The sequence below is a fragment of the Streptomyces sp. NPDC025618 genome (genome assembly GCF_055558795.1).
The window spans coordinates 12,895-31,555 of sequence record NZ_JBVHLW010000035.1 but is presented as its reverse complement, the minus strand read 5'-3'; the positions used below and the strand labels follow the sequence as shown (position 1 = coordinate 31,555).

Annotated in this window: 17 protein-coding genes; 3 read left to right on the top strand and 14 right to left on the bottom strand. The window is 71.1% G+C overall.

Features of this window, described 5'->3' with window-relative positions:
* Positions 1-171: 171 nt before the first annotated feature.
* The 6 genes from ACZ4A5_RS24925 to ACZ4A5_RS24900 all read right to left on the bottom strand — a co-directional run bounded on the left by ACZ4A5_RS24925 (position 172) and on the right by ACZ4A5_RS24900 (position 5,453).
* Entirely contained in the window at positions 172-666 is a 495-nt protein-coding gene (locus ACZ4A5_RS24925) for a DUF3180 domain-containing protein (RefSeq protein ID WP_398873062.1), read from the bottom strand.
* Positions 667-749: 83 nt separating this feature from the next.
* A complete protein-coding gene (gene folK, locus ACZ4A5_RS24920; protein ID WP_467588347.1) occupies positions 750-1,343 on the bottom strand; it encodes a 2-amino-4-hydroxy-6-hydroxymethyldihydropteridine diphosphokinase in 594 nt (197 codons plus the stop codon).
* Complete coding sequence (folB, locus tag ACZ4A5_RS24915; RefSeq protein WP_301893438.1) at positions 1,340-1,699, bottom strand: dihydroneopterin aldolase; 360 nt, start codon at positions 1,697-1,699, stop codon at positions 1,340-1,342. Before folB ends, folK begins: the two co-directional genes overlap by 4 nt.
* A 327-nt stretch (positions 1,700-2,026) precedes the next feature.
* Entirely contained in the window at positions 2,027-2,518 is a 492-nt protein-coding gene (locus ACZ4A5_RS24910; protein ID WP_467588344.1) for a nuclear transport factor 2 family protein, read from the bottom strand.
* Positions 2,515-3,444 carry a dihydropteroate synthase gene (gene folP, locus ACZ4A5_RS24905; RefSeq protein ID WP_467588341.1) on the bottom strand — a complete coding sequence of 310 codons (930 nt, stop codon included), beginning with the start codon at positions 3,442-3,444 and terminating at the stop codon, positions 2,515-2,517. Before folP ends, ACZ4A5_RS24910 begins: the two co-directional genes overlap by 4 nt.
* A gap of 158 nt (positions 3,445-3,602) precedes the next feature.
* Positions 3,603-5,453: a phosphatidylglycerol lysyltransferase domain-containing protein gene (locus ACZ4A5_RS24900; protein WP_467588339.1), complete on the bottom strand. Its 1,851-nt coding sequence runs from the start codon at positions 5,451-5,453 to the stop codon at positions 3,603-3,605.
* Positions 5,454-5,621: 168 nt separating this feature from the next.
* Between ACZ4A5_RS24900 and ACZ4A5_RS24895 the strand changes: the two genes are divergently transcribed.
* Positions 5,622-6,731 (top strand): alpha/beta hydrolase, encoded by a 1,110-nt coding sequence (locus ACZ4A5_RS24895; RefSeq protein WP_467588334.1) that lies wholly within the window; start codon positions 5,622-5,624, stop codon positions 6,729-6,731.
* An 81-nt stretch (positions 6,732-6,812) separates the two neighbouring features.
* Here ACZ4A5_RS24895 and folE read toward each other — a convergent pair whose 3' ends face one another.
* From folE to dacB, 6 genes are all read right to left on the bottom strand, one after another.
* On the bottom strand, positions 6,813-7,421 hold the full coding sequence (folE, locus tag ACZ4A5_RS24890; protein WP_467588329.1) for a GTP cyclohydrolase I FolE: 609 nt from the start codon (positions 7,419-7,421) through the stop codon (positions 6,813-6,815).
* Between the two features lie 143 nt (positions 7,422-7,564).
* Positions 7,565-9,559, bottom strand: a complete 1,995-nt coding sequence (gene ftsH, locus ACZ4A5_RS24885) for an ATP-dependent zinc metalloprotease FtsH (RefSeq protein ID WP_398873077.1) — start codon at positions 9,557-9,559, stop codon at positions 7,565-7,567.
* A 246-nt stretch (positions 9,560-9,805) separates the two neighbouring features.
* Positions 9,806-10,345 carry a hypoxanthine phosphoribosyltransferase gene (gene hpt / locus ACZ4A5_RS24880; protein WP_398873197.1) on the bottom strand — a complete coding sequence of 180 codons (540 nt, stop codon included), beginning with the start codon at positions 10,343-10,345 and terminating at the stop codon, positions 9,806-9,808.
* A 104-nt stretch (positions 10,346-10,449) separates the two neighbouring features.
* A complete protein-coding gene (gene tilS, locus ACZ4A5_RS24875) occupies positions 10,450-11,472 on the bottom strand; it encodes a tRNA lysidine(34) synthetase TilS (protein WP_467588325.1) in 1,023 nt (340 codons plus the stop codon).
* Positions 11,473-11,659: 187 nt separating this feature from the next.
* Positions 11,660-12,796, bottom strand: coding sequence for a zinc-dependent metalloprotease (locus tag ACZ4A5_RS24870; protein WP_467588321.1), 1,137 nt, complete (start codon positions 12,794-12,796; stop codon positions 11,660-11,662).
* Positions 12,797-13,272: 476 nt separating this feature from the next.
* Positions 13,273-14,709 carry a D-alanyl-D-alanine carboxypeptidase/D-alanyl-D-alanine endopeptidase gene (gene dacB, locus ACZ4A5_RS24865; protein ID WP_467588316.1) on the bottom strand — a complete coding sequence of 479 codons (1,437 nt, stop codon included), beginning with the start codon at positions 14,707-14,709 and terminating at the stop codon, positions 13,273-13,275.
* 144 nt (positions 14,710-14,853) lie between these two features.
* Here dacB and ACZ4A5_RS24860 point away from each other — a divergent pair, with 144 nt between their 5' ends.
* Entirely contained in the window at positions 14,854-15,351 is a 498-nt protein-coding gene (locus tag ACZ4A5_RS24860) for an inorganic diphosphatase (protein ID WP_045933001.1), read from the top strand.
* 161 nt (positions 15,352-15,512) lie between these two features.
* Here ACZ4A5_RS24860 and ACZ4A5_RS24855 read toward each other — a convergent pair whose 3' ends face one another.
* Together ACZ4A5_RS24855 and ACZ4A5_RS24850 are read right to left on the bottom strand one after the other, a co-directional pair.
* Positions 15,513-17,186, bottom strand: coding sequence for a threonine/serine exporter family protein (locus ACZ4A5_RS24855; RefSeq protein WP_467588313.1), 1,674 nt, complete (start codon positions 17,184-17,186; stop codon positions 15,513-15,515).
* Between the two features lie 110 nt (positions 17,187-17,296).
* Positions 17,297-18,037 (bottom strand): DedA family protein, encoded by a 741-nt coding sequence (locus ACZ4A5_RS24850; protein WP_467588310.1) that lies wholly within the window; start codon positions 18,035-18,037, stop codon positions 17,297-17,299.
* Between the two features lie 216 nt (positions 18,038-18,253).
* Here ACZ4A5_RS24850 and ACZ4A5_RS24845 point away from each other — a divergent pair, with 216 nt between their 5' ends.
* Positions 18,254-18,619 carry a YbjQ family protein gene (locus ACZ4A5_RS24845; protein WP_398873089.1) on the top strand — a complete coding sequence of 122 codons (366 nt, stop codon included), beginning with the start codon at positions 18,254-18,256 and terminating at the stop codon, positions 18,617-18,619.
* The last annotated feature ends 42 nt before the right edge of the window (positions 18,620-18,661 follow it).

Sequence of the window (18,661 nt, the reverse complement as noted above, 5' to 3'; positions counted from 1 at the left end):
CGGCCAGCCGGAATACGGCAGCACGCCGTTCGGACAGCCGGAAGGACGCGGCCGGGACGGATCCGGGCACGCCCTCCGGACAGCTGAAAGGGGTGCTCCGGGCGGACCCGGGCACCCCTTCGCGCACTCCGCCGACGCGAACGACACGGACGACGCGGGCATACGGACGGCTCAGGCGCGCGCCGCGCCCTTGCCGCCCTCCTCGTCGTCGTCCTCCGGCAGCTTGCAGACCCGCTCCAGGAAGAACGCCGCCACTATGACGCAGACGGCGGCGAGCACCGACGCTCCGGCGTAGATCGTCTGGTCCCGGCGGGCCGGGTTGTTCTCCAGCCCGGCCAGCAGCAGGAACGCGCCCACACCGCCGTACATGCCTCCGACCAGCGCCGCCACCAGCGCGCTCGCCTGGCCGAAGACCACCGCGCGGGCGGCCACCAGGGGGTCGACGCCCTTCGCGCCGGGGCGCCGCTCGCGCTGCGCCCGCAGCCGGCCGCGCAGCGAGAACGCCGTCGCGGCCAGCACGACGGCGATGACCGCCAGCACGATGGGGGCGGCCACGGGCACGCTCGGCAGTGTGCCGAAGGCGTCCCACAGCCGGGCGCCCGCCCAGGACACCACCCCGGCCACGACGAACAGCCCGGCCAGCACTCTGACCCGCAGTTGCTTCACCGGTCAGCTCCTCCGTGAGCAGATCGCGGAGCGGACCGCTCCGCGCCCTCGCTCCTCATCTCGTACGTTTCCCGGCCGACCGCCTACTCGGGCAGCCGGAGTTCCAGGTCGACCCGGGGGGCGACCCCTTCGAGCCCGACCTGGGCCAGCAGCTCGACGACCGCGCCGCGCCCCGGGACCACGGCCTCCGGGTCCACGTCGTGCCACGGCGCCAGCACGAAGGCGCGCTCGTGGACGCGCGGGTGCGGCAGCGTGAGGACGGGATCGTCGGAGAGGACGTCCTGATAACTGACGATGTCGACATCGAGCGTCCGGGGGCCCCAGCGCTCGTCCCGCACCCGCTCGAAGGCTTCCTCGATCGCGTGCCCGCGCTCCAGCAGGGAGCCCGGCGGGAGGGTGGTCTTCACCAGGACGACAGCGTTGAAATACGCGGGCTGGGTGCCCGGCTCGACGCCCCACGGCTCCGTCTCGTAGACCGGGGAGACCGCTTTGACCCGCAGGCCAGGCGTGTCCTCCAGCGCGTCGATCGCGCCCTGGAGGGTCTCCAGGCGGTTGCCGAGGTTGCTGCCCAACGAGATCACGGCCCGCTTGGGGTTGCTCAAGGTCACGTCGGCGGCGTCCACCTGCTCCACCACGGAGGCGGGCACCGGCTGCACGGTCGGGTCGCTGCTGCTCATACACGGCTCCGCGTAATAGTGATCGTCACATCGTCAAAAGGCACGGTGATGGGGGCGTCGGGCTTGTGCACCACGACCTCCACCTCCCGCACCGCTTCGTGCTTCAGACACACCTGGGCGATCCGCTCGGCGAGGGTCTCGATCAGATCGACGGGTTCGCCCTGGACGACGTCGACGACCTCCTCCGCCACCACGCCGTAGTGCACGGTCTTCGCGAGGTCATCGGTGGCCGCGGCGGGCCGGGTGTCCAGGCTCAGCACCAGGTCCACGATGAAGGTCTGGCCCTCCTCGCGTTCCCGGGGAAAAACCCCGTGGTGCCCGCGGGCCTTCAGGCCGCGCAGCGCGACACGATCCACACGAATCACTCCTGCTGGTCGTCGGTATGGCGAGTGCGTGCCGGCACCGCCGGCACATCGCCCGTCCCCCCGTCGGCCGGGGTACCCACTTCGAATCTACCTGCGAGCACCGACAGCGCTCGCACCCGGACGCCCTGCTGTGCTGCCGATATGCGACGACATGTACGGATGTTTACGGATGCCAAAGAACGTTACGGACAGGGAATCGCGGGGCCGCCGACCGGTCCCGCGGCGCTTACCCCCGGCTCCGTGCCTCACCCCTACCCGACCGCCTGGAACCCCGAACGAGTGGCTCGGCGCACTCCCGTGCTGACGCCCGGCCGGCCGTCACGCCCCTTCCGGGCCGTTCGTGCCCTCCCTGTCCTCCGGGCCTTCCTCGTCCTCGTCCTCACGCCCCGCGAGCACGGGCGAGCCGTGGTGGGACCACACCTTCCACTCCTCACCCACCCGGCGGAAGGTGTTGGTCGCCACGACCAGCTGGCCCACCAGCGGCCCCAGCTCGCCCTCCGACTCGGACGGGCCGCCGCTGAGGATGTTCTCCGTGCAGGTCACCAGCGCCGTGTCACCGGCCACCGCGACCTCGACGTCCGTCAGGAAGAACTGGATGTAGTCGGTGCTCGCCATGATCAGCGCATACGAACGGAGCACCTCGCTCCGCCCGCGCAGCACCGGCCAGCCCGGGTGCACGCAGGACACCTCGGTCCCGGGGTCGTCCAGCCACAGCTGCCCCATGGCCACCGTGTCACCGCGCTCGACCGCCTCGTACAGCGCGGTGTTCGCCAGCTCGACCCGCTCGCTGTCCGTACGGGCCGTGCTCACTCGGCCCCCTCGGCGCCCGGGGCGCCCGCCGCCTCTGCCACCATCGCCACCCCTGCCGTCTCCGCCGCCAGGTCCACGGCGCGCACCACCCGCACCGCGTCGGCGCTGGCCCGTACCTCGTGCACTCGCACCGCCCACGCGCCCTCGCGCGCGGCGATCGTCGACACCGCGGCCGTCGCGGCGTCCCGCTCCCGCGCCGGGGGCGGGCTGGCGCCCTCGGCACCGGCCAGCACGCGGCCGAGGAAGCGCTTCCGGGAGGCGGCCACCAGCATCGGCAGCCCCAGCTCCCGGCGGAGCCTGGCCAGCTGGGCGACCAGGGCCAGATCGTGGTCCGCGGTCTTCGCGAAGCCCAGGCCGGGGTCGACGACCAGCCGCTCCGGGTCCACCCCCGCGGCGACCACGGCGTCCAGCCGCTGCCGCAGCTCGCCGATGACCTCACCGACCACGTCGCCGTAGACCGCCCGGCTGTTCATGTCCTCGCTGAAACCGCGCCAGTGCATCACCACGAACGGCACCCCGGCGGTGGCCACCACCGGCACCATCGCCGGATCCGCCAGGCCGCCGCTCACGTCGTTGACCAGCACCGCGCCCGCCTCGACGGCCGCCTCCGCGACCGAGGCGCGCATGGTGTCCACGGACACCACCACCCCTTCGGACGCCAGCCCGCGGACCACGGGGACCACCCGGCGCAGCTCCTCGCGCTCGTCCACCCGGGCCGCGCCCGGACGGGTCGACTCACCGCCCACGTCGACCAGGTCGGCCCCCTGGGCCGCCAGGTCCAGGCCCCGCTTGACCGCCCCCTCGGTGTCGAACCAACGGCCGCCGTCGGAGAACGAATCGGGCGTGACGTTGACCACGCCCATCACCGCACAGCGGTCCCACTCCGGCAGACCGACCGGCCCGAATCGACCACGCAACGCACTCATGCCACCAGCCTAGGGCGTGCGGTGAAGGGCGCGCCGCCTGCCCGCTCGCCGCGCTGGGCGTCGCCGCCGCCGGGCGCGGCACCGCCGCCGCGAACGGGCGGGGCCCCGCCCGGCAGCTCTTCGCCGCCGGACGGGGCCCCGGGCCCTGACCGCGAAAGTCACGCGGCGCGCGTGACCTCCGCGGCCGAGACCTTCTCGTCGTCCATGAACTCCTTGGGCTCCGCCGGGCGGCGGCGCAGCAGGCGCGGCAGCTCCAGGAAGCCCTCCGCCTGCATCATCGCGAAGCCGATGCGGGGCAGGTCGCGGTTGTTCGGGAAGACGATGAAGCGGGGCTCCCAGCGGGGCCGGAACTTCTCGTTGAACTTGTACAGCGACTCGATCTGGAACCAGCGCGAGAGGAAGACCAGCACCGCTCGCTGGACACGCACGACCGGGCCGGCGCCGAGCTTCCCGCCGCGCTCCAGGGCGGAGCGGAAGAACGCGAAGTTCAGCGACAGGCGCTTGATCTTCAGGTCGGGCGCGGCCTGGAGGAAGGCGACGATGAGGAGCTCGTTCATGCCGGGGTCGGCGCTGCGGTCGCGGCGCATCAGCTCCAGCGACTGGCCGTCCGGGCCCCAGGGCACGAAGTGCTGCATGGCCTTGAGGTCGCCGAAGGGGCTGGGGGCCTCGCCCTCCTCGGGGGCCTTGTGGGCCGTGGCGATGACGGCGTCGAGGTCCTTGGGGTCGCCGATGCGGCCCAGGGCCATCGAGAAGCCGCGCTCGTCCTCGGTGTCGCGCCATGCCTCGGCGGCCTGCTGGACGGCGGTCAGCTCCTCGGGGCTGAGCTCGCCGACGCGGCGCACCTTGGTCTCGTAGCCATTGCGCTCGATGCGCTTGACCATCTGGCGGACGTTGCGCATGGCGCGCCCGGTGAGGGAGAAGTCGGCGACGTCGACGATGGCCTCGTCGCCCATCTCCAGCGCGTCCAGACCGGTCTCGCGGGTCCAGACCTCGCCACCGGTCTCGCTGCAGCCGGCGACGGCCGGGGTCCAGGAGTGGCGCTTGGCCAGCTCCATGAACTTCTCGATCGCGCCCGGCCACGCCTCGACGTCACCGATCGGGTCACCGCTGGCGAGCATCACACCGGAGACGACGCGGTAGGAGACGGCGGCCTTGCCCGACGGGGAGAAGACGACGCTCTTGTCGCGGCGCAGCGCGAAGTGGCCGAGCGAGTCGCGCGCGCCGTGCTTGGCGAGCAGCTCGCGCAGGCGGTCCTCGTCCTCCTCGGTGAGGACCGCGGCCGGGTAGGCCGGGCGGAAGGCGAGGTAGGCGGTGGAGGCGACGGTCAGCAGGCCGAGGGCGCCGAGGGAGTAGCCGACGGTGTAGTCGACGCCGTGGGTGTAGCGGATCGAGCCCTCGAAGCCGAAGAGGCCCCAGATCACGTGCTCGATCTGCTCGAGGACGGACGGGTCCCCGACCATCCGCCGGTACTGCGAGCCGACGATGATCCACCCGAGGGTGAAGCTGACGCCGCCCATGATGATGAAGTTCGCGACCGCCTTCCAGCGGCTGCGCGGGTCGGGCAGCGCCGTGAAGGAGGGCTTGTGCCAGACCAGGTAGGCGAAGAGCGCCAGCGAGCAGATCGTGCCGATGATCGAGTGGCGGTAGATCAGCTGGGCGGCCGCACCGATCGGCAGGACGACGACGGCGGCCATCCAGGCCCGCTGCTTGGCGCGGATGAGGCCGTGGGCCAGCATCAGCATCAGGATGCCGACGACGATGGAACCGGCCGCCGCGAGCTGGGTCACCGTGCCGGGCAGGACCTCGGCCCAGGTGTGGAACTTGCTCCAGCGGACCCTCGGGACGACGCCGGCCACGATGTTGAGCAGGCCGATGATGATGCCGACCCATCCCACCACGGTCGGCACGTTCTCGGGGCGCGGCCCCTTGGCGATACGCGCAAGCCTCGACAGTCGCTTGGCCCCCTCGGGAACCCCATCGGACTTTTTGCCATCTACCCTGACAGACATCTCTTCCCGTCGTCCTGTCGAGTGGTCCTGCGCCTTCTGGCGGCAGCGCCCGGACAATGTGCGCCCTGTAGGACGACGGTTTCGGGGTTGAGGTTCCGCCGGGGGCCGAGCCCGGAAAGAAGTAACCATTCCGCGGCCCGCGGCGGGCCGCTCGGCAGAAAGCACCTCATGGGTCTCACCAGCATGGCGGTTCTGCTGCTTGCCATAGCGGCGGCGGTAGTGCTCTTCGCGTTGACCATTTGGCTCTGGCCCCGCCTGGGCAAGAAGAGCGTCGGATCGGTCCTGGGCCGGTTCGGCATGATGCTCGCCACCCAGCTGACGCTGTTCGCCGCGATCGGCCTCTGGGCGAACCAGTCCTTCGGCTTCTTCGCCTCCTGGGCGGACCTCTTCGGCCTGGAGAAGGGCCAGGGCGTGGTCGTGGACCACAGCGCCGGCAGCAAGCCGGTCGAGGTCGTCGGCATCCAGCAGGTGAAGGGCCACGGCACGGTGCCCTCGATCGCGGGCAAGGTCGAGAAGGTCAACATCAAAGGGCCCGAGTCCAAGATCGTGAGCCCGGCGTACGTCTACCTCCCGCCGGAGTACTTTCAGCCGCAGTACGCCCACAAGACCTTTCCCGCCTCGGTCGTCCTGACCGGCTTCCCCGGCACCGCCGAAGCCCTGATCAAGGGCCTGCACTACCCGCAGGAGGCGCAGAAGCTCGCCAAGGCGAAGAAGATGCAGCCCACCATCCTGGTGATGATGCGCCCGACGGTCGCCCCGCCCCGTGACACCGAGTGCATAGACATACCCGGCGGCCCGCAGACCGAGACCTTCTTCACCAAGGACCTGCGCAAAGGGCTCTCCGAGCAGTACCGCATCGGCACCAAGGCCGCCAACTGGGGCATGATCGGCGACTCCACCGGCGGCTACTGCGCGCTGAAGTTCGCCATGCGTCACCCCGACGCCTACGGCGCCGCCGCCGCCCTCTCCGGCTACTACAAGGCCGCCCAGGACGCCACGACCGGTTCCCTCTTCGGCGGCAGCAAGAAGCTGGAGAAGGAGAACGACCTGATGTGGCGCCTGAAGAACAAGCCGCTGCCGCCCGTCTCCCTCCTGGTGACCAGCAGCAAGCAGGGTGAGCACAACTACGAGGACACCCTGAAGTTCATCGACGCGGCGAAGCAGCACCCCACCCGCGTCTCCTCGATGATCCTGGACACCGGTGGCCACAACTTCAACACCTGGCGCCGTGAGATCCCCGGCACCCTCCAGTGGATGGGCAGCCGCCTCAGCGCCTGAGACCCGCCGCACACCGCGAAGCCGCCCGTCACGACCTCGGTCGTGGCGGGCGGCTTCGGTTTCGCGGGCCGCGTTCCCGCGTCAGCGGGAGGACATGATCAGGCTCATGGCCTCGGCGCGGGTCGCGGGGTCGCGCAGCTGGCCGCGTACGGCCGAGGTCAGCGTCTTCGCGCCGGGCTTGCGGATGCCCCGCATCGACATGCACATGTGCTCGCACTCGACGACCACGATCACACCGCGCGGCTCCAGGATCTCCATCAGCGAGTCCGCGATCTGCGTGGTGAGCCGCTCCTGGACCTGCGGGCGGCGGGCGTAGACGTCCACCAGGCGGGCCAGCTTCGACAGCCCCGTGATCTTGCCGCTGGTGGCGGGGATGTAGCCGACGTGCGCCACACCGTGGAAGGGCACCAGGTGGTGCTCACAGGTGCTGTAGACCTCGATGTCGCGGACGAGCACCATCTCGTCGTGCCCTATGTCGAAGGTCGTGGTCAGCACCGACTCCGGCTGCTGCCACAACCCCGCGAATATCTCCTTGTACGCACGAGCGACCCGCGCCGGCGTCTCGCGGAGCCCCTCGCGGTCGGGATCCTCGCCCACCGCGATCAGCAGCTCACGGACGGCGTTCTCGGCCCGCTTCTCGTCGAATGCGCCGATGGAGCTCTCGGCGTCCAGCGTCACCGGGTCGGTCATGGAGTTGCCTCGTTCTCTCATGCGTACGTACGGGCCGACGGCGGCCACGATGCGGAAAGCCGCGTCCCCCAGGCTAATAACCTGGGGGACGCGGCATCCATTCCGGGCCTGGTGAGGAGCCCGGGCTCAGCTGTTCTTGCCGGTCAGAGCTCCGGGCGGGTGTCGTCCGGGAGGTCGGCCTGCTCCACGGGCTGGCCGCCGTTGCTCGGCGCGAGCTCCTTGGGGGAGAGCACCGGCGGGCGGGTGGAGGGCGTACGGCGCGAGGAGCCGGTCCACGCCGGGCGGGCCGGGCGCTTCACGATGTGCTTGAAGACCTCGGCGATCTCCTCCTTGTTCAGCGTCTCCTTCTCCAGGAGGGCCAGAACCAGGTTGTCGAGGACGTCGCGGTTCTCGACGAGGATCTCCCACGCCTCGTTGTGCGCGGTCTCGATGAGCTTCTTGACCTCTTCGTCGACCAGGGCCGCGACCTCTTCCGAGTAGTCGCGCTGGTGCGACATCTCGCGGCCCAGGAACGGCTCGCTGTTGTCCGAGCCGAACTTGATCGCACCGAGCCGCTCGGTCATGCCGTACTGCGTGACCATCGCGCGGGCCGTGGCCGTGGCCTTCTCGATGTCGTTGGCCGCACCGGTGGTCGGGTCGTGGAAGACGAGCTCCTCGGCCGCGCGGCCGCCCAGCATGTACGCCAGCTGGTCGAGCATCTCGTTGCGCGTGGTGGAGTACTTGTCCTCGTCGGGCAGGACCATGGTGTAGCCGAGCGCGCGGCCGCGGGACAGGATCGTGATCTTGTGCACCGGGTCGGAGTTCGGGGACGCCGCCGCGACCAGGGCGTGACCGCCCTCGTGGTAGGCGGTGATCTTCTTCTCCTTGTCGCTCATGATCCGGGTCCGCTTCTGCGGTCCGGCCACGACACGGTCGATCGCCTCGTCCAGCATGTGGTTGTCGATCAGCTTCTTGTCGCTGCGGGCCGTCAGCAGGGCGGCCTCGTTGAGCACGTTGGAGAGATCGGCACCGGTGAAGCCGGGGGTGCGGCGGGCGACGGCCGAGAGGTCGACGTCCGGGGCGACCGGCTTGCCCTTCTGGTGAACCTTGAGAATCTCCAGACGGCCCTGCATGTCCGGGCGGTCGACGGCGATCTGCCGGTCGAAGCGGCCCGGGCGCAGCAGCGCCGGGTCGAGGATGTCCGGGCGGTTCGTGGCGGCGATCAGGATGACGCCGCCCTTCACGTCGAAGCCGTCCATCTCGACCAGCAGCTGGTTGAGGGTCTGCTCGCGCTCGTCGTGACCGCCGCCGAGGCCCGCGCCACGGTGCCGGCCGACGGCGTCGATCTCGTCGACGAAGACGATGGCCGGGGCGTTGGCCTTGGCCTGCTCGAAGAGGTCACGGACACGCGAGGCGCCGACACCCACGAACATCTCGACGAAGTCGGAGCCCGAGATCGAGTAGAAGGGCACGCCCGCCTCGCCGGCGACGGCGCGCGCGAGCAGGGTCTTGCCCGTGCCGGGCGGGCCGTAGAGCAGGACGCCCTTGGGGATCTTGGCTCCCACGGCCTGGAACTTCGCCGGCTCCTGGAGGAACTCCTTGATCTCGTGGAGCTCCTCGACCGCCTCGTCCGACCCGGCCACATCGGCGAAGGTCGTCTTCGGGGTGTCCTTGGTGATCAGCTTGGCCTTGGACTTCCCGAAGTTCATCACTCGGGAGCCGCCGCCCTGCATCTGATTCATCAGGAAGAGGAAGACCACGACGATCAGGACGAACGGCAGCAGCGAGAGCAGCACCCCGATGAAGGGGTTCTGCTTCGACGTCGAGATGTTGTAGCCGTCGGAGATCTGCTTGGAGTCGGCCTTGGCCTGCAAGGTCTTGGCGAGGTCGACGCCCTGGTCGCCGATGTAGTTCGCCTGGATCTTGCCGCTGCCCTTGACCTTCTGGCCGTCCTTGAGCTCGACCTTGATCTTGTTCTCGTCGCCGGTGGTCAGCTCGGCCGATTTCACCAGGTCCTTGTTGATCGCGTTGACGACCTGGCTGGTGTCCACCGACTTGTAGCCGCCGGACGAGCCGACGACCTGCATCAACACGACCACGGCGAGGACGGCCAGCACGATCCACATGACCGGCCCACGGAAGTAGCGCTTCACGTCCATCCATACGGGGCGCGAGCGCCCCGTCCCTCCTGCCACAGTGAGGCACGGCCGCCCCTGTCAGGGGGTGCGTGCGTACGGTGTTCTGCTCGACCTTGAAAAAGATTGAAAAGACTGACCTTCGGACGGTACCCCAGCATTGTCACCCGACGCCGCCGCAGGCGGTCAAACAACCCGCCTTCCCATGCTCCAACGGCGGGAACCGCCAGTCGGTTCCCGCGCGTGGAGAGTCCCGTCCGGGCCGGGGCCCTAGCCGCCGTAGACGTGCGGCGCGAGCGTGCCCACGAAAGGCAGATTGCGGTACTTCTCGGCGAAGTCGAGGCCGTAACCGACGACGAACTCGTTCGGGATGTCGAAGCCGACCCACTTCACGTCGATGGCGACCTTGGCCGCCTCCGGCTTGCGCAGGAGAGTGACGACATTGAGGGAGGCGGGCTCCCGCGAGCCGAGGTTCGACAGCAGCCAGGACAGCGTCAGGCCGGAGTCGATGATGTCCTCGACGATCAGGACGTCCTTGCCCTTGATGTCGGTGTCGAGGTCCTTGAGGATCCGGACCACGCCGGAGGACTGGGTGCCCGCGCCGTACGAGGACACGGCCATCCAGTCCATCGTGAGGGGGGTGGACAGCGCGCGCGCCAGGTCCGCCATCACCATCACGGCGCCCTTGAGGACACCGACGATGAGCAGGTCCCTGCCCGCGTACTCCGCGTCGATCTTCGCCGCCAGCTCCGCCAGCTTCGCGTCGATCTCTTCCTTGGTGATGAGCACCGACTTGAGGTCGGTGCCCATGTCCTTGTCGTCCACCCGCGCCACTCTCGTTCGTTGAAGGCTCGTCCGGCTCTGTCTCATCCGGCCTGTTCGAGGCGAGCCGTGCTCGTTCGCACTCGTTCGAATCAGCCCTGCCGAAGGACCAGTCTGCCACCCTGCCTGCGGACCGCGACGCGCCCGGGCAGATTGATGGCCCCCTGGCCGCGCCAGCCGGTGATCAGCCGGTCGACTTCCTCGATGTGCCGGGCGAAGAGCGAACCGGCCGGTGCGCCCGCCGAGATGACCGCGCGGCGCAGCACCCGGCGGCGGACGGCGGGGGGCAGGGCGAACAGCTTCGCGGCCTCCAGCGCGCCGCTGTCGTCCCGCACGGAGGGCTCGACGGCGGCGGCCCAGCCGTCGAGCGCGTCGGCGTCGTCCCGTGAGAGCTGGGCGGTGCGGGCGAGGGCCTCGACCACGCCCTTGCCGAGCGCCTTCTCCAGGACGGGCAGTGCTTCGTGGCGGACCCGGGAGCGGGTGTAGGCCGGGTCGGCGTTGTGCGGGTCGTCCCAGACGGGGAGCGACTGGACCATGCACGCCTTGCGGGCCGTCTGGCGGTCCAGGCCGAGGAAGGGCCTGCGGTAGCGGCCGCCGATGCCGGAGGCGACGGCCATGCCGGAGAGCGAGCGGATGCCGGAGCCGCGGGCGAGCCCGAGGAGCACGGTCTCCGCCTGGTCGTCGCGGGTGTGGCCGAGCAGGATCGCGGCGGCTCCGTGCCGCTCGGCGACGGCGTCCAGGGCGGCGTAGCGGGCATCGCGGGCGGCGGCCTCCGGGCCGCCTTCCCTGCCGACGGACACGGTGACGGCCTCGACGGGGTCGAGGCCGAGGGCGGTCATCCTGCTGACGACCTCGGCGGCGCGGATGTCGGAGCCGTGCTGGAGGCCGTGGTCGACGGTGACTCCTCCGGCCCTGATGCCGAGCTTGGGCGCCTCGAAGGCCAGTGCGGAGGCCAGGGCCATGGAGTCGGCGCCACCGGAGCAGGCGACCAGGACGAGCGGGGGCCGGCCCGGGGAGGTGGGGGTTACGGATGCGGGTGTGGTGGGGGTGAGGACGTCGTGAAGTACGCGGCGGACCGCCAGGCGTATCGCGGCGACCGCGGGATGTGGACCCATGTCCGTGTGTCCAATCGTTCCATATGGAGATGGTCGGAGCTGCGCGAGCTTCGAGCCTCAGTCACGCTGTGTGCGTCGATGGTGACAGAAGCGAGCCATTACCCGAGCATCGCACGCCCACCCCTGGCCCACGGTCCCTCGGACGGGTGATTACGGAAGCGTTCTACCCGGAGGTGGAGCGTCCGCTTCAGGATTCCGTCTTTCCGTGCACCCGCGCGACCCAGTCCGCCGGTTTGGCGATCTCCGCCTTGGTCGGGAGGGTGTTCGGGGACGTCCAGACCCGGTTGAAACCGTCCATACCGACTTGGTCGACGACCGCTCGTACAAACCGCTCGCCATCACGGTACTGCCGCAGCTTGGCGTCCAGTCCCAGCAGCTTGCGCAGCGCCGCGTCCAGGCGCCCCGCGCCGGTCGCGCGGCGCTGCTGGAACTTCTCCCGGATCTCCGTCACCGACGGCACGACGGAGGGGCCCACGCCGTCCATCACGTAGTCCGCGTGGCCCTCCAGCAAGGACATCACCGCCGTCAGCCGGCCGAGGATCTCGCGCTGCGTGGGAGTCTGGACCAGATCGACGATGCTGCGCCCGCCCTCGCCCTCCTCGTCCTGCGGCGGCCTGCCGCCCGCAAGCGACTGCGCCGCTTCCCGCACCCGCTCCAGCAGCGTCGCCGGGTCGACCTCCGTCTCGCCCAGGAACGCCTGGATCTCGCCCTCGATATGGTCGCGCAGCCACGGCACCGCCGTGAACTGCGTGCGGTGCGTCTCCTCGTGGAGGCACACCCACAGCCGGAAGTCGTGCGGATCCACGTCCAGCTCGCGCTCCACGTGGACGATGTTCGGCGCCACCAGCAGCAGCCGTCCGCCCGCTGCCGCGCCCGGCAGGTCGCGGGTGGCGGGCGCGAACGTCTCGTACTGCCCGAGCACCCTGGACGCCAGGAACGACAGGAGCATGCCCAGCTCCACCCCGGTCACCTTGCCGCCGACCGCCCCGAGCACCGCGCCGCCCGGGACGTTGGCCCGGCGGTCCGACATCTTCTCCAGCAGCGGGCCGAGCAGGGCGCGGAAGCCGGCGACGTTCGCCTTGATCCAGCCCGCCCGGTCCACGATGAGCACCGGGGTGTCGTGCTCCTCGCCCTCGGACGCCGGCGGCGTCATCCGGGTGAACGCCCGGACGTGCTCCTCCGACGTCTTCGCGTGCCGCCTCAGCTCCGCGACGACCTCGCGGGCCGCGTCCCGGCCGATCTCCGGGCCCGGCCGCACGAGCCTCGTCGCGGTCGCGACCGCGAGCTTCCAGTCGACCATCTCCGCACCACCGATGCTCGTCATGGCTTCACCGTACGTGCTGCGCACGGCTGGCGGTTAGGGGTTCCCTGCGGTGGGGTTCCCATGCGGCTGCGGCTGCGGCGGGCTTTGTTCTGCTGCCGCCCCTTGATGTACGGCTCCGCGGTGCGGGGCTCGCGCCCGGGCTCTCGGCCGCGGGTGGGTGGCCGCCTGCGGCGCTTTTTCCCCTGCCCGCCCCTTCCCGAGCTGGGGGCCGAGCTGGGGGCGAACCCCAGGCCCCCGGCCGCGGGTTTCGTTGCCGCCTGCGGCGGGAGCTCCCCGGTTCCCGCTGGGATGTGCCCCCCACGGGCCGGATGTGCGGACCGCAGCCCCCCCATCCCCGCGGCCCGCAGGTTACGAGTCCACGGTCCGTGAGAGCCGGCCTCCGGCCGCCTTCGGTCGCCGGGGCGAGGGCACGGCCCCTCACGCGGCGGAGCCGCGCATCGGACGCAGCCGGAAGGGGTGGGCCCGGGGAAAAGCGATCAGCCGCCGCAGCCGCAGCCCGCCACCGCCGTCGCCATGCGGTCCAGGACCCGCTGCGCCGCGTCGGCGTCACTCGTGCCGGAGGCCATGAAAGCGAACGTCAGGAGGCGGCCGTCCGCCGAGACCGCCGTACCGGCGAGGGTGTTCACGCCGGTGAGCGTGCCCGTCTTCGCGCGGACCGCCCCGCGGCCCGCCTCCTCGTCCGCGTACCGGCCGCTCAGCGTGCCGGTGAAGCCGGCGACCGGCAGGCCCGTCAGGACCGGGCGCAGTTCGGGGTGGGCGGGGTCGGCGGCGCGTACGAGCAGCTGGGCGAGGAAGGCCGCCGAGGCCTGGTCCGCGCGATCGAGGCCGCTGCCGTCGGCGATGCGGGCGCCCGACAGACCGAGCTTGTCGAGGCGCTCGGTCACCGCCTTCGCCGCGCCCTCGAAGCTCGCGGGCTGCCCGGAGGCGAGGGCGGTCTGCCGGGCGAGGGCCTCGGCGATGTCGTTGTCGCTGTTGGTGAGGGCGCGTTCGACCAGCGCGCCCAGCGGCGGGGAGGAGACCGCGGCGACACGTTCCGCTTTCGCCCCGGCCGTGCCCTGGGCCACCTCGCCGTCGACCTTCACGCCCTGCTCGCCGAGCAGCTCCGCGAACTTCCGGGCCGCGTCGCCGGCCGGGTCGGCGGTCCGGCCGGCGGGCCCGTGGTCGGAGTCGTCGAGGCGGCCCTCGTCGGTCATCAGGGCGCTGACGGGCGCGATGTTCTCGTTCGGGCCGATGACGTGCAGGGGCGGCCCGGAGTAGAGCGAGGCGTCGTACGTGACCTTCGTGTGCTCCGTACCGCGCTCCTTCAGCTTGCGCGCGGTGGCCTCCGCGAGGGCCTGGAGGCTCGCGGGCTGCTGCGGTCCCGCCTTGGCCGGACGCGCGGTGAGCGTGGGGTCGCCACCACCCACGAGCACGATGCCGTCGCCACCCGTCACGACCGTGGTGTCGATCCGGTGGTCCGGCCCGAGCGCGGCGAGCGCCGCCGCCGCGGTGGCCGGTTTGATCGTCGACGCGGGGGTGTAAGCGGTGTCGGGCGCGGAGCCGTAGAGCTGCCTGCCGGTGGCGGCGTCGTACACCGCCACCGACCGGTCCGAGCCGAGCGCGGCGTCCTTCAGCAGTGGTTCGAGCACGGCGGCGAGGCCGTCCCGGGTCGGTTCCTGCGCGGTGGCCCGGCCGCCGAGGGCCGTGAGGACGGGCGGCGCGGTGGGCTCCCGCGGCCCGGCGTGGCGGCCGTCGGCGCGCGCCGCGCCCGCGGCGGCGCGGGCGCGCTCGGCCTTGCGCTGGCCGGACTCCCAGGGCCCGGCGGCCCCCGCCGCGCCCGCCGCCGCGACCAGGCCCGCCAGGGCCGACACCGCGACGAACCGTACGGTCCTGCGCCGCTCCAGCGGGGTGCTCCGCCACCACTCACGCACCACGGACCAGCCCCTTTCGCCACCACACACCTGCGTGAGAGACACTTAATCACTGCGCCTTGCCGCGAGCATGGCACCCGCTGTAGCCACCCGCCCGGGGGGACACAGCATCATCGGACGTATGTGTTGATCATGGAGGAGCCACCCGTGGAGTTCGACGTCACCATCGAGATCCCGAAGGGTTCGCGGAACAAGTACGAGGTGGACCACGAGACCGGTCGCATCCGTCTGGACCGCCGACTCTTCACCTCGACCAGCTACCCGGCCGACTACGGCTTCGTCGAGAACACCCTCGGTGAGGACGGCGACCCGCTGGACGCGCTCGTCATCCTCGACGAGCCGACCTTCCCGGGCTGCCTCATCAAGTGCCGCGCCATCGGCATGTTCCGCATGACGGACGAGGCCGGCGGCGACGACAAGCTCCTGTGCGTCCCGGCGAACGACCCTCGCGTCGAGCACCTGCGCGACATCCACCACGTGTCGGAGTTCGACCGCCTGGAGATCCAGCACTTCTTCGAGGTCTACAAGGACCTGGAGCCGGGCAAGTCCGTCGAGGGCGCCGACTGGGTCGGCCGCGCCGAGGCCGAGGCCGAGATCGAGGCGTCCTACAAGCGCCTGGAGGCCGCGGGCGGCTCGCACCACTGAGTGGTGCCGACGTTCGACTGACGTACGCGCGGTTCCCGAGTGCCCCGGAGGGCACGGGGGCCGCGCGTACGTCGTTCCGGAAGCCTTTCCGGAGGCTGCTCCGGAAAGGCTTCGCGGAAGACTTCCCGGCAGTCTTTGCGGAAGCCGCCCCGGAGGCCGCTCTAGAAGCCGCGGGTCCGCTTCGCCGCCCGGCGGGACGCCGCCGCTCCCGGGACCTTGATGAACAGCCGGGCCATCTCCGAGCCCAGGTTCACCCCGATGGCGATGGCCAGCGCCAGCGCCGCCGCCTTGGTCAGGCTGGAGATGCCGGTGCTCATCTCGTTCTTCGCGAAGTTCAGCAGCGCGAAATACGTCGCGCTACCCGGCAGCAGCGGGCCGATCGCCGCCGTGACGTACGGCAGGGCCGACGCGTAGCGGTAGCGGGACAGCAGCTGGCCGAAGAGGCCGACGAGGCCGGCGGCGATGGCCGTGGCGGGCACCGGGTCGAGCTTGGCGGTGTCGGCGAGCGCCGCGTAGATCACCCAGGCCACCCCGCCGTTGAGGGTGGCCGCCAGCACGGTGTTGCGCTCCTGCTGGAGCAGCACCGCGAAGGAGAAGGCCAGCAGCATCGCGGCGATGATCTGGATCAGCGGCCGCTCCTGGTGTTGCAGCGCCGCCTCGGGGCTCAGCGTTCTGCCGCCGATGTGCACGCCTCCGTAGAGGACGACCAGGACTCCGCAGACGATGCCGACGATCAGATAGCCGACTTCCAGCAGCCGGGCCGCGGCGGTGATGTAGTAGCCCGTCAGGCCGTCCTGTACACCCGCCACGAGGGCCCGTCCGGGGATAAGGGCGAACAGGCCACCGGTGATGACCGCCGACGCCTGTACGTGCGCGTGGGTGGCGCTGAGGGTCACGCCCATCGCGGCGGGCGCCATGGCCGCGGCGACGAACTGATAGAACTCCGGCAGTCCGCGCCCGGACGCCAGCCACGCCAGCCGGTCGCCCAGCATCGCGCCCGCTGCCGCCGCCAGGAAGACCAGGGCCCCGCCGCCCACCAGCATGCTCGCCGCGCCGGCGAGCAGTCCGGAGGCGGCCGTGAGCGCCCAGCCCGGGTAGGGGTGGCGGTTGCGGCGGATCTCGGCGAGGCCGCGGTACGCCTCCTCCAGGGTCAGCCCGCGCGAGGTGATCTCGTGGACGAGCCGGAAGACGGCGGAGAGCCGGTTGTAGTCGGTGCCGCGGCGGCGCACGGTGCGGCTGGCCGTGATGGGGTCGTCTATCAGGGACGGCTGGTAGCTGACCGACAGGAGGGTGAAGGTGACGGTGGGCTCGCAGCGGCCGAGGCCGTAGGCGTGCGCGACACCGAACATCGCCGCTTCCACGTCCTCGGCGCCCTCACCGCCGGCGAGCAGCAGCTCGCCGATGCGCAGCGTCAGGTCGAGCACACGGGGTACGGGCGGGCCGGGCTCGTCGGCCTTCTCCGCGCGCTCGGGCACGGGCCGCTCGCCGACCGGCATGCGCAGCATCGTGCGCATCCGGTCCTGCCAGGGCGCCTCCTTGGTGAGGCTGACCCTGGGTATGCCGTGCGGCGGGGTGAAGGCGGGGTAGGGCGTGCCCTGGGTGGTGCTGGGGCTCACGGCTCCCGCGGGGAGGGTGAAGGCCGAGCCTTCGGGCTCGCTCTCCGGCTCTGCGGCCACACCCTCCGGAACAGCGAATTCCGACGTCGGGTGCTCGTCGTCGGGCGGGCCGGGGAGTGGTACGCCCGGCGGCGGGGTGAAAGCGCTGCGCGCCTCGTCGGACTGCGGCTTCCGGTCCTCGACCGGGTCCGCACCACCCCGCTGCCGATCAGCCACCACACGCTCCTCGTACGCCTCCTGCCGCTGCTACGGCCACCATGCCTGATGGGTGTTCCGGGTGCCCAGTGGGGGCCCCGGTATGCGTGCGGCGGCAGGAGAGGTGCGGGGCGTCAGCGCTTGGCGTGGCGGCCGCGCGGGGCCGGACGGCCGTCGAAGGGGGGCATGGGCGCGCCGGGGGCGCCGTGCGTGCCCGCGGGGCCGGGCAGGGGGGCGGGCGCCTTCTTCGCCTTGGAACGGGCGCGCAGCAGCTCGATGGCGACCGGGACGACCGAGACCAGCACGATGGCGACGAGGATCAGCTCGATGTGCTTGTTGACGAAGTCGACCTTGCCGAGGGCGGCGCCCAGCAGGGTGACCCCGGCGCCCCAGAGGCAGCCGCCGATGATGTTGAAGATCAGGAAGGAGCGGTAGTTCATCCGGCTCACGCCGGCGATGATCGGCGTGAACGTCCGGATGATGGGCACGAAACGCGCCAGGACCAGCGACTTCGGGCCGTATTTCTCGAAGAATTCGTGCGCCTTCTCCACGTTCTCCTGCTTGAAGAGACGGGAGTCGGGGCGCTTGAAGAGCGCGGGGCCGACCTTGCGGCCGAAGAGATAGCCCGCCTGGTCACCGAGGACGGCGGCGAGCACGACAAGCAGGGCGACCAGCCACAGGGGCTTGTCGATCTGATTCGTGGTGACGAGCAGGCCGGTGGTGAAGAGCAGCGAGTCACCCGGCAGGAAGAACCCGATCAGCAGGCCGGACTCCGCGAAGACGATGGCCAGGACGCCGATCAGACCGAAATGGTCGATCAGATAGTTCGCGTCGAGCCACTGCGGGCCGAGCGCGAGTGTGGTCGTGGGGGACACGGTGACAGGCTCCTGGGTCGAGGGCGCAGGCTCGTGCGAGGCCCGGGCACAGGCGGGGTGACGGGGAAGTGCGGCCCCAAAAGTACAACGTGACCGCCCGGCCCCCGGTTCCAGAGTGCCACGAAGCACACCGGCCCCCGGCCGGGCTCAACCGCGCCGCCCCGGCATGCGTCCGGGCCGTTGTACGGCAAAACTGCACACACGGAGGTGGATGCGATGGGCATCGAGGAGTACGGCGGCGGACAGTCCCAGACCGATGTGCTGGTGGTCACGACGAACGACGTGCCGGGCTACAAGGTCGACCGGGTCATCGGCGAGGTCTTCGGCCTCACCGTGCGCTCGCGGCACGTCGGCAGCCAGATCGGCGCCGGGCTGAAGTCCTTGATCGGCGGTGAGCTCAAGGGGCTGACCAAGACCCTCGTGGAGACCCGCAACCAGGCGATGGACCGCCTCGTGGAGCAGGCGCGGGCGCGCGGCGCGAACGCGGTCCTGATGTTCCGCTTCGACGTGACGGAAGCGGCGGACGTCGGCACGGAGGTCTGCGCGTACGGCACCGCGGTCGTCATCTCTCCCCACGCGTGACGCCGAAGCCCCCGTTTCCTGACGCGGGGCGGCGGTGCCCCC

Excerpts from the sequence above, each read along its gene's own strand:
- folK (WP_467588347.1), bottom strand. The coding sequence starts at position 1,343 with ATGAGCAGCAGCGACCCGACCGTGCAGCCGGTGCCCGCCTCCGTGGTG.
- folP (WP_467588341.1), bottom strand. The coding sequence starts at position 3,444 with ATGAGTGCGTTGCGTGGTCGATTCGGGCCGGTCGGTCTGCCGGAGTGG.
- ACZ4A5_RS24900 (WP_467588339.1), bottom strand. The coding sequence starts at position 5,453 with ATGTCTGTCAGGGTAGATGGCAAAAAGTCCGATGGGGTTCCCGAGGGG.
- ACZ4A5_RS24895 (WP_467588334.1), top strand. The coding sequence starts at position 5,622 with ATGGGTCTCACCAGCATGGCGGTTCTGCTGCTTGCCATAGCGGCGGCG.
- folE (WP_467588329.1), bottom strand. The coding sequence starts at position 7,421 with ATGACCGACCCGGTGACGCTGGACGCCGAGAGCTCCATCGGCGCATTC.
- ftsH (WP_398873077.1), bottom strand. The coding sequence starts at position 9,559 with ATGGACGTGAAGCGCTACTTCCGTGGGCCGGTCATGTGGATCGTGCTG.
- hpt (WP_398873197.1), bottom strand. The coding sequence starts at position 10,345 with ATGGGCACCGACCTCAAGTCGGTGCTCATCACCAAGGAAGAGATCGAC.
- tilS (WP_467588325.1), bottom strand. The coding sequence starts at position 11,472 with ATGGGTCCACATCCCGCGGTCGCCGCGATACGCCTGGCGGTCCGCCGC.
- ACZ4A5_RS24870 (WP_467588321.1), bottom strand. The coding sequence starts at position 12,796 with ATGACGAGCATCGGTGGTGCGGAGATGGTCGACTGGAAGCTCGCGGTC.
- ACZ4A5_RS24845 (WP_398873089.1), top strand. The coding sequence starts at position 18,254 with ATGGGCATCGAGGAGTACGGCGGCGGACAGTCCCAGACCGATGTGCTG.